Below are 13,032 nucleotides of genomic sequence, written 5' to 3' on the forward strand. Positions count from 1 at the left end.
TTTTCTCGTTTCACTCCCCGGCATTCCGCGCGCGCTCCCTCCGGACGGTTCTTCCCTTGGTCGAACCCTGAAAGGACGCTTCGCATGTCTGCCACCGATACCGCTACCTCCCACCAGCCGCTGTTCAGCGGGCTCTGGATCGCCTTGGTCACACCGTTCAAGGACGGCGCCGTGGACCACCCGGCCCTTGCCGCCCTCACCACCCGGCTGCGTGCCGACGGCGTTGCGGGCTTCGTTGCCTGCGGCTCGACCGGTGAGGCCGCAGCCCTCGACAAGGCCGAGCAACTGCAGGTACTGGAGACCGTGCTCAGCGCCGCCCAGGGTTTGCCCGTGGTGATGGGCGTATCGGGCTACCACCAGGGCCAGGTGCTGGAACAGGTGCGGACCCTTGCACACTACCCGGTTGCAGGCCTGCTGGTGTCCGCCCCGCACTACATCCGCCCCTCGCAGGAGGGACTGCTGCACTGGTTCCGCACCCTGGCCGATGCCAGCGCGGTGCCCCTGCTGATCTACGACATTCCGTACCGCACGGGCGCCACACTCACCACCGAAACGCTGCTGGCGCTGGCGGCGCATCCGCGCATAGAGGCCATCAAGGACTGCGGCGGCAACACGGCCAAGACGCAGGCCCTGATCGCCGATGGACGGCTGCAGGTGCTGACCGGTGAAGACGCGCAGATCTTCCATGCACTGGCCCTCGGCGGCGCAGGCGCCATCTCTGCCTGTGCACACTGGCAGACGCCGCGTTTTGTGGAGTTGATGGCATTGCTGCGCCTGGGTGACCTGCCCGCAGCCCGCCACTTGTGGCAGGCCTTGCAACCCTGGGTGGAAGCGTGTTTTGCAGAGCCCAACCCTGCCCCGCTCAAGGCCATGCTGGCGCATGCAGGGTGGATGCGCAGCGAACTGCGCGCGCCGATGATGCCGGCCTCGAAGGCGCTGCAGGATCGTTTGAAGGCGCTTTGAGGTGACTTGCCAGAGCGCGCGAGAGCGCCCGGGCTAACCGCCCGTCACCGGCGGGAAAAACGCCACCTCGGCCCCATCAGCCAGGGTGGCAGATTCATCGCTCAAGGTCTGGTTGAGTGCCATGCGCACGGCCCGGCCACGCGCGAGGCTGCTGGCATGGGCGCCGCCGCGTGCAATGAGCTCATCGCGCAGCGCACCCAGCGTGGTGGCAGCGGTATCGACCGCCTCGCTGCCTTGCCCAATGGCCTCGCGGATGGAGGCAAAGTAGCGCACGGTGACCGTCATGACAAAAGCTCCGAAAAGGCAATGAACCGCACCGTGTCGCCGGATGCAATCGTCTGGCCCGCCGGGTTGTCCACCACACCATCACCCCAGGCGGCCGAAGTGAGCACGCCCGAACTCTGGTTGTGAAACAGATCCAGCCCACCTGCCGCGTTGTGGCGCACGCGCAGAAACTCGCGGCGTTTATCGGCCTTGGGCCAGGCAAAATCAGCGCGAGCAGCTATGGGTTGAGGAGCAACGTCCACCACACCCTGCAGCCGCAGCACAAACGGGCGCACCAGCAGCGCAAAGGTCAGAAAGCTCGACACCGGGTTGCCGGGCAGGCCCATGAAGTGGGCGGCACCACCGTCACGCGGGATCTGGCCATAGGCAAACGGCTTGCCGGGCTTCATGGCGATCTGCCACAGGTCGAGCGTGCCCAGCGACTCGACGGCAGGCTTGATGTGGTCTTCCTCGCCCACACTCACGCCGCCGCTGGTCAGGATCAGGTCGTGTGCGCTGCTGGCTTGGCGCAGGGCGTCGATGGTGGCGTCGCGCCGGTCGGGCACGATGCCAAAGTCCGTCACCTCGCAGCCCAGGCGCAGCAGCATGGCGCGCAGGAAGAAGCGGTTGCTGTTGTAAATGGCACCAGGGCGCATTTGCTCCGGCGGCACCTCGCCGGGCATGACCAGTTCATCGCCCGTGGAGAACAGCGCCACGCGGGGGCGGCGGGCCACCTGCAGTTCGTGCAAGCCGATGCTGGCGGCCAGGCCCAGCTCGGCCGGGGTCAGGCGTGTGCCGGCCGACAGCACCACGGCACCCCGGGTGATGTCCTCGCCCGCGCGGCGGATCCACTGGCCCTGTGGGGGCACGGCGTTGATGCGCACCTGGCCCAGGCCGTCGCCCGTGGCGAGGGCTTCGCAGTCTTCCTGCATCAGGATGGCATCCGCCCCCTCGGGCACAGGCGCGCCAGTGAAGATGCGAGCGGCGGTGCCCGGCAAGAGCGGATCACCCGCGCTGCCCGCAGCAATGCGCTGCGAAACAGGCAAGGTGATCGGCAGCGCCACACCCACGGCCGCCACATCGGCGCAGCGCACGGCGTAGCCGTCCATGGAGCTGTTGTCCTGCGGCGGCACCTGCAGGGCCGAAACACAGTTTTGCGCCAGCACGCGGCCGTCCGCGTCAAACGTGGTAACCGTCTCGGTCCCTGGCAACGGTGTGGCCTTGGCCAACAGGTCGGCCAGCGCCTCGTCGAGCGGTTTCAGGGGCTTCATTGGGGGGCGCATGGCACCAGGCCTCCGTGCAGATCCCAGTTGTACTCAAAGCGGTGTTCGTATTGGAGCAGCCAGTCCACCACCTGCGCCGGGCTGTTGAGGTCCAGCAGGGGCAACTGTGTGGGCACAGGCAGGCCCTGCGGTGCATCGGTGGCCACGGCGACCACAAAATCGTCTTCGGGGTAGCGCACGGGCTTGGCCACCTGGCCGGGTTCGGGGGCACGCCAGACCTCGATCTTGAGCAGGTCGCTGTCCTTGAAGCCCTCCACCAGCACCCAGTCCACGCCCTGGTACAGCTCGGCCAGCAGGTGGTGTACGCTGAGCGTGGCGGGCTGCTCGAACTCGCGCACCAGCATGAGGCGCTTGTCCGATGCCGCGACCACCTCGAAGGCCCCTGCCTCGCGGTGGCGGTACGTGTCCTTGCCCGGGTGGTCGATGTCGAAACTATGGTGGGCATGTTTGACCACCGACACGCGCAACCCCCGCAGCCGCAGCTCGGGGATCAACTGCTCGACCAGCGTGGTCTTGCCACTGCCGGAAAAACCGGCAAAACCGACAACCTTCATCCACTGCTCCTTGGTTAGCTATTGTATTTATAGCTGCTAACGCTTACCAGACAAGCGCCAGGGGCATTTTTTGTTCAAACCCAGCATCCGTAGCCGCTCCCGCTCCCGCATCCGCAGCGACAGAGCGGCTACGGATTGCCCACCCTAGAGGGCGGGCGTGCAGTGGCGCTCGATGTATTGCTTGACCAACTGCACGTTGGCAGGCATCACCTGCACGCGCTTGGGCAGGTCTTCGATGCCCGCGAACTTGGCGGGCCGCTCGGGCGCATGGCCCAGGGCTTCGACGATGGTCTCGGCAAACTTGATGGGCAGCGCGGTCTCCAGCACGATCATGGGCACCTTGGGGTCCTGGTGGTGTTCGCGCGCCACCTTCACGCCGTCGGCCGTGTGGGTGTCGATGGTGACGCCGTGGCGCTCGAAGTTGTCCTTGATGGTGGCCAGGCGGTCGGCGTGGGTGCTCTTGCCGCTTTCAAAACCGTACTTGGTGGCGGCTTCGGCAAACAGCGGTTCGGCGCTCAAGTCAAACCGGCCATAGGCGGGCAGCGCTTTGGCAAACAACGCGTTCGTGCGCTGGCCGTTGCGGCCCAGCAGGTCAAAAATGAACCGCTCGAAGTTGCTCGCCTTGCTGATGTCCATCGAGGGGCTCGATGTCTCGTGCGTGTCGGCAGCCGCGCGCACGCGGTAGGCGCCAGTGCGGAAGAACTCGTCGAGCACGTCGTTCTCGTTCGTGGCCACCACCAGCTTGTCAATGGGCAGGCCCATCATGCGCGCCACATGGCCTGCACACACGTTGCCAAAGTTGCCGCTGGGCACCGTGAAGCTGACCTTCTGGTCGTTCGTCTCGGTGGCCTGGATGTAGCCCGCGAAGTAGTACACCACCTGCGCCAGCAGGCGCGCCCAGTTGATGGAGTTGACGGTGCCAATCTTGTACTTGCGCTTGAAGGCCAGGTCGTTGCTGACGGCCTTGACGATGTCCTGGCAGTCGTCGAACACGCCTTCGATGGCGATGTTGTGGATGTTCTCGTCCTGCAGGCTGAACATCTGCGCCTGCTGAAAGGCGCTCATGCGGCCGTGCGGGCTGGTCATGAAGACGCGCACGCCCTTTTTGCCGCGCATGGCGTACTCGGCCGCGCTGCCGGTGTCACCGCTGGTGGCGCCCAGGATGTTCAGCTCTTCGCCACGGCGTGCCAGCTCGTATTCGAACAGGTTGCCCAGCAGCTGCATGGCCATGTCCTTGAAGGCCAGCGTGGGGCCGTTGGACAAGGCTTCGAGCCACAGGCCGTCTTCCAGGTGGCGCAGCGGCACGATCTCGCCCGTGCCAAACACTTCGGCGGTGTACGTCTTGGCGCACAGGGCCTTGAGGTCGTCGGCAGGAATGTCGTCGATGTAGAGCGACAGGATCTGGAACGCCAGCTCGGCGTAGCCCTGCTCGTGGTACGCCTTGCGCAGGCGGGTGAGCATGGCATCGCTGACCTTGGGATACTGCTCTGGCAGATACAGGCCGCCATCGGGCGCCAGGCCTTCGAGCAGGATGTCGCAAAAACGCTTGCGGTCGGCGTGGCCGCGGGTAGAGATGTACAGCATCAGTTCAGTTCCTCCTTGCGGATGCGCGTGATGGGCGCCAGCACCGTGGGCAGGGCCTGCATCTGGGCGATCACGGCGTCCATGGTGCCTTCGCGGGTGTCGTGGGTCAGGATGATCAGGTCCGTTTGCGTAGATCCTTCACCACCCACTTCGTCAGCCTCACGCTGCAATACTGCGTCGATGCTCACACCGGCCTCGGCCAACAGGCCGGTGACCTTGGCCAGCACACCGGCCTGGTCGGCCACGCGCAGGCGCAGGTAGTAGCTGGTGACCACTTCGCTCATCGGCAGCACGGGCAGCGTGTCCATGGCATCGGCCAGCGTGTTGGCCTGGAAGGCCAGGTGCGGCACGCGGTGCTCAGGGTCGGCCGTGTGCAGGCGGGCGATATCCACCAGATCGGCAATCACGGCACTGGCGGTCGGCTCGCTGCCCGCGCCCTTGCCGTAGTACAGCGTGGTGCCCACGGCATCGCCCTGCACCACCACGGCGTTCATGGCGCCTTCGACGTTGGCGATCAGGCGCTTGGAGGGCACGAGGCTCGGGTGAACGCGCAGTTCGATGCCCTTGTCCGCGCGCTTCGTGATGCCCAGCAGCTTGATGCGGTAGCCCAGTTGCTCGGCGTACTTGATGTCGGCCGCGCCGAGCTTGGTGATGCCTTCGACATAGGCCTTGTCAAACTGCACGGGGATGCCAAACGCAATGGCACTCATCAGCGTGACCTTGTGTGCGGCGTCCACGCCTTCGATGTCGAAGGTGGGGTCGGCCTCGGCGTAGCCCAGGCGCTGTGCTTCCTTGAGCACCACATCAAAGTCCAGCCCCTTGCTGCGCATCTCGGACAGGATGAAATTGGTGGTGCCGTTGATGATGCCGGCGATCCACTGGATGCGGTTGGCGGTGAGGCCTTCGCGCAGCGCCTTGATGATGGGGATGCCCCCCGCCACGGCTGCCTCAAAGGCCACCATCACGCCCTTGGCCGATGCAGCCGCGAAGATCTCGGTGCCGTGCACGGCCAGCAGCGCCTTGTTGGCGGTGACCACGTGCTTGCCAGCGGCGATGGCTTCGAGCACGAGCGCGCGGGCGATGCCATAGCCACCAATCAGCTCGATGACGATGTCGATGTCGGGGTTGGCAATGATGGCGCGGGCGTCATTGACGACCTGGATGTCAGCACCCACTACCGCTTTGGCGCGCTCCACGTCAAGATCGGCCACCATGGTGATCTCAATGCCACGGCCAGCGCGGCGGCTGATCTCGTCCTGGTTGCGCGCGAGCACGTTGAACACGCCGCTGCCGACGGTGCCGATGCCCAGAAGGCCTACTTGGATGGGTTTCATGGGATTTTTATCAGTCAAAATGGGCTCTGGCGCTTATCCATCAAGCGCTAGCAGCTATGAAAAAATGAGTTTCTGCACCACTCAATGTGCAAGTTACGCAGCCGCCGCCATTTGTACGCGCTTGCGGTATTGCTCCAGGAAGCGCGCCACGCGGCCGATGGCGTCGCGCAGATCGTCTTCGTGTGGCAGGAACACGATGCGGAAATGGTCCGGCGCCGCCCAGTTGAAGCCTGTGCCCTGCACCAGCATGACCTTGGTCTCCTGCAGCAGCTCCAGGAAGAACTGCTGGTCGTCCTCGATGGGATACACGGCAGGGTCGAGGCGCGGAAACATGTAGAGCGCCGCCTGGGGCTTCACGCAGGTCACGCCCGGGATGGCCGTGATCAGCTCGTACGCCAGATCACGTTGCTTGCGCAGGCGGCCGCCCTCGCCCACCAGCTCGTTGATGCTCTGGTAGCCGCCAAGCGCGGTCTGCACGGCCCACTGGCCGGGCACGTTGGCGCACAGGCGCATGTTCGAGAGCATGTTCAGGCCCTCGATGTAGTCCTTGGCGGGCTTCTTGTCGCCCGACACCACCATCCAGCCCGCGCGGTAGCCACACGAGCGGTAGCTCTTGGACAGCGAATTGAAGGTGAGTGTGAGCACATCCTCGCTCAGCGAGCCAATGGCCGTGTGCTTGGCGCCGTCGTACAGCACCTTGTCATACACCTCGTCGGCAAAGATGACCAGGCCATGCTCGCGTGCAATGGCGACGATGCCCTTGAGCAATTCGTCCGAATACAGAGCGCCCGTCGGGTTGTTGGGGTTGATGACCACGATTCCCTTGGTGCGGGGCGTGATCTTGGCGCGGATATCCTGAAGGTTGGGCATCCAGCCATTGGCTTCATCGCACACATAGTGCACGGGCGTGCCGCCCGACAGGCTGGCGGCGGCGGTCCACAGGGGGTAGTCGGGCGAAGGCAGCAGCAGCTCGTCGCCGTTGTCCAGCAGCGCATTGGTGGCCATCACGATCAGCTCGCTGGCGCCGTTGCCCAAGTAGATGTCGTCCAGCATCACACCCTTGATGCCCTGCTTTTGGGTCTCGTGCATGACGGCCTTGCGCGCCGCAAAGATACCCTTGCTGTCCGAGTAACCCGCCGAGTTGGGCAGGTTGCGGATCATGTCCAGCTGAATCTCTTCCGGCGCATCAAAACCGAACACCGCCAGGTTGCCGATGTTGAGCTTGATGATCTTGTGGCCGTCTTCCTCCATCTGCTTGGCCGCGTCCATGATGGGCCCCCGGATGTCATAGCAGACGTTGGCGAGCTTGGCGGATTTTTGGACGGTTTTCATGCGCTGACGGTGGTGCAGTGGGGTCAGGTGGCGGCCAGAGCGGCTGGCACCTTGGCGAAACCTATAATTTGACCACAGATCACAAGCGCGCCCGGGCCCTGCGCCGGGCCTACCCGCAGCGCCACCGCCTGCAACCGACGCCAACACCCATGAAATTCCAGCCCGACCGCTCCAACGCTCAGACCATCAGCGGCTACGGCCCCGGCTGGATCGGCGTGGATGCCGAGAAGATCACGCACAGCGTCATCATCGGCTCGTCGGGGCTGCGCCAGGCCTGGCCCTGCACGCGCTTTGAAGACCTGACCCCCGAACACTTCGCGCAATTGGCAGCCCTGGAGACAGAGCTGGTCATTTTTGGCAGCGGCACACGCAACCGGTTCCCGCCACCGGCGTGGCTGGCGCCGCTCATCGCCCGCCGGTTGGGGCTGGAAACCATGGACACCCCTGCCGCCTGCCGCACGTACAACATCCTGGCCAGTGAAGGGCGCAACGTGGTGGCAGCACTGATTCTGGAAGCCTGAGCTACAGGCCCGCAACCGCCGCGACAAGCTGCAAATCCGGCGCTTGCACCTATGCAAGACCTTTCCTAAATGCCCGCCACTGCGGGCCGGACACACTGTCTTACATTTGGCCGAAGAGTGAATTCGGGGTAAAATCGCCGGTTGCGGTCGGGGGCACCACCAAGAGCAATAACACACTAGCTCCCCCGGCTTACCAACGACTACATCCTGAGAGATTGAAGTGATATGGCGATCGTTGTCAACAAACCCCTCCCTGAATTTGAAGCCAACGCTACCGGTGGACTCAAGGTCTCCAACACCTCCCACCTTGGCCAAATTCTGGTTCTCTACTTCTATCCCAAGGACAACACGCCTGGCTGCACCACGGAGGCCATGCAGTTTCGCGACAAGTACAAGGACTTCGTGAAGGCAGGCGCTGCCGTTTTCGGCGTGTCCCGCGACAACATGAAGTCGCACGACGAATTCAAGGAAAAGCTGGAACTGCCCTTCGAACTCATCGCCGACACCGAAGAAAAGATGTGCCACATGTTCGGTGTGGTCAAGAACAAGATCATGTACGGCAAGAAGGTCAAGGGCATTGAGCGCAGCACCTTCCTGATCGGCCCCGATGGCCTGCTGGTGCAAGAGTGGCGCGGCCTCAAGGTTCCCGGCCACGTGGACGAGGTCCTGAAAGCCGTCAAATCCATCAAGGCCCTGAAAAAGGCCGCCTGATCTGCACATTGGGGCATCGGCGCGACACCCCGCTTGTTTTGCCCAGGCAAGACATCCGGAGTAGGCATAATGGTTTTATGCCCCTGGTTATCGCAACGTTTGCCCTCCTCCAAAAAGCCGCCTTGGCCTCCAGGCGGCTTTTTGCTTTCTGACCCACCCGTTACACCCTTTACCGACCGAGGCCCTGCCACCATGCCCCTGCCCCCCGCCCCCAGCCGGCGCGCTGCACTCCTCGCGCCAGAAGCCTTTGAAGTCGCAGCCCGCCCCCGCGTAGCTACCACCTCGGCGAACGAAGCCGTTGCTACGCCCCAGCGCACCGCCACCGCTACAGCCCCCACCCGCGCCGGACGCAAGGCAGACAGCGTGGCCTCGTCGCTGGCAGCGCCTGACACAGCTCCATTGGTCCAGATTGAGACCCGAGCACGCACACCCCAACCCTCCGCCGCCCCCGTGGCCCGAAGCACCGGCACGCGCAAGGCACGCAGCACCGACACACCTGCCGCCGTCACCGCCAGCACCACCCCGGCCACCGCGACCACCACACGCACCCGCAAATCCGCACCGCAAGGCCCCACCAAGCTGTTTGTACTGGACACCAACGTGCTCCTGCACGATCCCACCAGCCTGTTCCGGTTTGAAGAGCACGACATCTTCCTACCGATGATCGTGCTGGAAGAACTGGACGGCCACAAGAAGGGCATGACCGAAGTGGCCCGCAACGGCCGCCAGGCCAGCCGCACGCTGGATGCCCTGGCTGCCGCCCAGGGCGCCGACATGGCCAAGGGCCTCAAGCTTGACTCCACCGGCCAGCGTGCTGCGGGTGGCCACCTGTTCTTCCAGACGGTGCCACTGGACTACAGCCTTCCCACCAGCCTGCCCCCGGGCAAAGCCGACAACCAGATCCTGGGCGTGGTCGAAGCCCTGCGCAAGCTGCACGCACCGCGCGAAGTGGTGCTGGTCTCCAAAGACATCAACATGCGCGTCAAAGCCCGCGCGCTGGGCCTGACTGCCGAGGACTACCAGAACGACAAGACGCTGGAAGATGGCGACCTGCTCTACGCTGGCGTGCTGGCCCTGCCCCCCGACTTCTGGGCCAAGAGCGGCAAGAACGTGGAAAGCTGGCAAAGCGGCGCCCACACCTATTACCGCATTGGCGGCCCCATCGTGCCGCAGCTGATGATCAATCAGTTCGTGTACTTCGAAGCCCCCGGCGAGCCCAGCCTGTTTGCGCGCGTGAGCGAAATCCGCGAGAAAACAGCGGTACTGCAGACCCTGAAGGACTACGGTTCGGCCAAAAATGCCGTGTGGGGCGTGACCACGCGCAACCGCGAACAGAACTACGCCATGAACCTGCTCATGGACCCCGAGATCGACTTCGTGACCCTGACCGGCACGGCCGGCACCGGCAAGACCCTGCTCGCCCTGGCTGCAGGCCTGACCCAGGTGCTGGACGATCGCCGCTACACCGAGATCATCATGACCCGCGCCACGGTGAGCGTGGGCGAGGACATCGGCTTTTTGCCCGGCACCGAGGAAGAAAAGATGGGCCCCTGGATGGGCGCGCTGGATGACAACCTGGAGTTTTTGGCCAAGGGCGATGGCGGCAACGCAGGCGAATGGGGCCGCGCGGCCACCAACGAGCTGATCCGCAGCCGCATCAAGATCAAGAGCATGAACTTCATGCGCGGGCGCACCTTCCTGAACAAGTACGTGATCATCGATGAGGCGCAGAACCTCACCCCCAAGCAGATGAAGACGCTGATCACCCGCGCCGGTCCCGGCACCAAGATCATCTGCATGGGCAACCTCGCGCAGATCGACACGCCGTACCTGACCGAAGGGTCATCCGGGCTTACCTACGCCGTGGACCGCTTCAAGGGCTGGCCGCACAGCGGGCACATCACGCTGGCGCGCGGCGAACGCTCGCGCTTGGCAGATTTCGCCAGCGAGGTGCTCTGAGTTGGCTGCAGGCTGGGTTGCAGCACTGAAGCTGGTGCCCTGGGGCGACGTCATCGAGGCGACGCCCCAGATTCTCCAGGCGGCCAAGAAGCTGCTGGGCACCACCCGAAAAGGGAAGGCTGAAGCTGCTGCGGGAGCACTCGAAGGCGCTGGGGGCGAACCCGCCATCCCCGTGGCCTTGCAGCTGCAACATCTGCGCGAGCGGGTGGCAATACTGGAGCAGGAGCAACAGGAATCCGCCGTGCTGATCCAGTCACTGGCCGAACAGAATGCCCAGGTGGTGCAGGCGGTAGAAGTGCTGCGCCAACGCCAGCAACGGCTCACTGTGGCTGTGGGTGTTCTTGCCGTGGGATGTGCGGGTTTGCTGGTGTGGGTGCTGCAACCCTAACGGAACTCCGACCAACACCATCTACCCCGGCCAAAAACTCCTAATTTGATAGCTACTTGCGCTTACCCAATAAGCGCTAGTGGCTATTTTTATTAGAAATCGTCGCCCGAACCCATGGCCAGGTTCTCGAAGCGCGTCTGGTTCTTCTGGAAGAACAGCTTCACAGTACCCGTGGGGCCGTTCCGCTGCTTGCCGATGATGACCTCGGCCACGTTGGGCTCCTTGGAGTCCTTGTTGTAGTAGTCGTCGCGGTAGATGAACATGATGATGTCGGCATCCTGCTCGATAGCGCCTGACTCGCGCAGGTCGGACATCATGGGGCGCTTGTCGGTGCGCTGCTCCACCGAGCGGTTGAGCTGTGACAGCGCGATCACCGGGCACTGCAGTTCCTTGGCCAGCATCTTGAGGCCCCGGGAAATTTCACCCAGCTCGGTCGCCCGGTTGTCCGAACTGGCCGCCGAGCCCGAGCCGCTCATCAGCTGCAAATAGTCGACCACGATCAGGCCCAGCTTGCCGCACTGGCGCGCCAGGCGCCGCGCGTTGGCGCGCAATTCGCCGGGCGTGAGGCCCGGGGTCTCATCAATGTGCAGCGAGACGGTGCGCAGTTTTTCAATCGCCTCGGTCAGGCGCGGCCACTCATCATCGGTGAGCTTGCCGGTGCGCAGATTGCCCTGGTTCACCCGGCCAATCGAACCCACGATACGCACCGCCAACTGAGCGGCACCCATTTCCATCGAGAAGATGGCGACCGGCAGGCCCTCATTGAGCGCCACGTGCTCGGCAATGTTCACCGCGAACGAGGTCTTGCCCATGGAGGGGCGCGCTGCCAGCACCACCATGTCGCCCGCCTGCAAACCCGAGGTCATGCGGTCCAGGTCCGCAAAGCCTGTGGGCACACCCGTCACATCCACAGGGTTGTCTGCCATCTCCTGCACGCGGTCGAGCAGGTCGATCACCAGCGTATCCAGCGACTGGAAACCCTGCTTGGTGCGCGAGCCTTCCTCGCCAATGGCAAAAATCTTGGACTCGGCCTCGTCCAGAATCCGTTCGACCGTCTTGCCTTGCGGGTTGAACGCGTTGGTGGAAATTTCGTCGCTGGCCGTGACCAGCTTGCGCAGGATGGCACGCTCGCGCACGATTTCCGCATAGCGGCGGATGTTGCTGGCGCTGGGTACGTATTGCGCCAGATTGTTCAGATAGGCCAGCCCACCCATCTCTTGCACCTTACCCTGGTTCTGCAGGTGCTCGAACACGGTGATCACGTCGGCCGGCTTGCTGGCATTGATCAGTGCGCCGATGGCCGAGTAGATCATCTGGTGCTCATGGCGGTAGAAATGGCTTTCTACCAGCAGGTCGCCCACGCGGTCCCAGGCGTTGTTGTCCAGCAGCAACCCGCCCAGCACGCTGGACTCCGCTTCTATCGAGTGCGGCGGCACGCGCAACTGGGCGATTTCACGGTCGGGCACCGGCGTGAAGCCATCGTCAAGGGGCGGAAAAACAGCAGACATGGAATCCTCGGAGCTAACCCGGCATGCTAGCGCCCGTGCGGCGCGCCGTCATGGCACAAGTCTGTGGATAAAGTTGGGGCAACCAGTGGGTAACCATGTACAAACCAGAGCCGCACAAAAACAAAAGCCGCCCGAAGGCGGCTTTGCGTGAAACACCGAAGTGAATCTCAGGCGGTTTCGCCGTAGACCGACACGGTCACGTCCACCACCACATCGGTGTGCAGAGCCACACTGACAGTGCTTTCGCTCACGACCTTGATCGGGCCGTTGGGCAGGCGGATTTGCGACTTGGCAACCTTGTAGCCTTGCTTGCTCAGCTCTTCGGCGATGTCGTGGTTGGTCACGGAACCAAACAGACGACCGTCCACGCCAGCCTTTTGCGTCAGCTTGACGGTGGTGCCAGCCAGCTTTTCGCCTTGGGCTTGAGCTTCTGCCAGCTTGGCAGCTGCGGCCTTTTCGAGTTCAGCGCGCTTGGCTTCGAACTCTGCCTTGGCGGCTTCCGTGGCGCGACGGGCGCGGCCAGCGGGGATCAGGAAGTTGCGGGCGTAGCCGTCTTTGACCTTGACGATTTCACCGAGGTTGCCGAGGTTCACAACCTTGTCGAGCAGGATGATTTGCATGGGTTGTGCTC

Annotated in this window: 13 protein-coding genes; 5 read left to right on the plus strand and 8 right to left on the minus strand. The window is 63.8% G+C overall.

The features are described 5' to 3' along the window. The first annotated feature begins 84 nt into the window (after positions 1-84). Entirely contained in the window at positions 85-963 is an 879-nt protein-coding gene (dapA, locus tag ACODS0_RS00595; protein WP_488832025.1) for a 4-hydroxy-tetrahydrodipicolinate synthase, read from the plus strand. A gap of 33 nt (positions 964-996) precedes the next feature. Here the strand turns inward: dapA and moaD are convergent, their stop codons facing one another. The 6 genes from moaD to ACODS0_RS00625 form a co-directional block, all read right to left on the minus strand. After that, positions 997-1,248: a molybdopterin converting factor subunit 1 gene (gene moaD / locus ACODS0_RS00600; RefSeq protein WP_055393166.1), complete on the minus strand. Its 252-nt coding sequence runs from the start codon at positions 1,246-1,248 to the stop codon at positions 997-999. Next, positions 1,245-2,510, minus strand: coding sequence for a molybdopterin molybdotransferase MoeA (locus ACODS0_RS00605; RefSeq protein WP_488832028.1), 1,266 nt, complete (start codon positions 2,508-2,510; stop codon positions 1,245-1,247). The genes moaD and ACODS0_RS00605 overlap by 4 nt, the downstream gene beginning before the upstream one ends. Further along, positions 2,495-3,064, minus strand: coding sequence for a molybdopterin-guanine dinucleotide biosynthesis protein B (gene mobB, locus ACODS0_RS00610; protein ID WP_121420733.1), 570 nt, complete (start codon positions 3,062-3,064; stop codon positions 2,495-2,497). The genes ACODS0_RS00605 and mobB overlap by 16 nt, the downstream gene beginning before the upstream one ends. 144 nt (positions 3,065-3,208) lie before the next feature. Then, entirely contained in the window at positions 3,209-4,648 is a 1,440-nt protein-coding gene (gene thrC / locus ACODS0_RS00615; RefSeq protein ID WP_488832031.1) for a threonine synthase, read from the minus strand. Continuing rightward, positions 4,648-5,982, minus strand: coding sequence for a homoserine dehydrogenase (locus ACODS0_RS00620; protein ID WP_121420735.1), 1,335 nt, complete (start codon positions 5,980-5,982; stop codon positions 4,648-4,650). Before ACODS0_RS00620 ends, thrC begins: the two co-directional genes overlap by 1 nt. A 93-nt stretch (positions 5,983-6,075) precedes the next feature. Next, positions 6,076-7,314: a pyridoxal phosphate-dependent aminotransferase gene (locus ACODS0_RS00625; protein ID WP_121420736.1), complete on the minus strand. Its 1,239-nt coding sequence runs from the start codon at positions 7,312-7,314 to the stop codon at positions 6,076-6,078. A 149-nt stretch (positions 7,315-7,463) separates the two neighbouring features. Here ACODS0_RS00625 and ACODS0_RS00630 point away from each other — a divergent pair, with 149 nt between their 5' ends. The 4 genes from ACODS0_RS00630 (at position 7,464) to ACODS0_RS00645 (ending at position 10,893) form a co-directional block, all read left to right on the plus strand. Then, positions 7,464-7,835, plus strand: coding sequence for an Mth938-like domain-containing protein (locus tag ACODS0_RS00630; RefSeq protein ID WP_055393291.1), 372 nt, complete (start codon positions 7,464-7,466; stop codon positions 7,833-7,835). Between the two features lie 225 nt (positions 7,836-8,060). Further along, positions 8,061-8,546 (plus strand): peroxiredoxin, encoded by a 486-nt coding sequence (locus ACODS0_RS00635; RefSeq protein ID WP_055393154.1) that lies wholly within the window; start codon positions 8,061-8,063, stop codon positions 8,544-8,546. A gap of 192 nt (positions 8,547-8,738) precedes the next feature. Continuing rightward, positions 8,739-10,505: a PhoH family protein gene (locus ACODS0_RS00640; RefSeq protein WP_121505784.1), complete on the plus strand. Its 1,767-nt coding sequence runs from the start codon at positions 8,739-8,741 to the stop codon at positions 10,503-10,505. 1 nt (position 10,506) lies between these two features. Then, the gene (locus ACODS0_RS00645; RefSeq protein ID WP_488832039.1) at positions 10,507-10,893 is read left to right on the plus strand and encodes a hypothetical protein; all 387 of its coding nucleotides are present in this window, start codon (positions 10,507-10,509) and stop codon (positions 10,891-10,893) included. 92 nt (positions 10,894-10,985) lie between these two features. Here the strand turns inward: ACODS0_RS00645 and dnaB are convergent, their stop codons facing one another. Both dnaB and rplI read right to left on the minus strand, forming a co-directional pair. Continuing rightward, on the minus strand, positions 10,986-12,401 hold the full coding sequence (gene dnaB / locus ACODS0_RS00650; protein ID WP_055399383.1) for a replicative DNA helicase: 1,416 nt from the start codon (positions 12,399-12,401) through the stop codon (positions 10,986-10,988). Positions 12,402-12,568: 167 nt separating this feature from the next. Further along, a complete protein-coding gene (gene rplI, locus ACODS0_RS00655; protein ID WP_055399385.1) occupies positions 12,569-13,021 on the minus strand; it encodes a 50S ribosomal protein L9 in 453 nt (150 codons plus the stop codon). Positions 13,022-13,032: the final 11 nt, after the last annotated feature.

Source organism: Acidovorax sp. FG60, assembly GCF_057808995.1.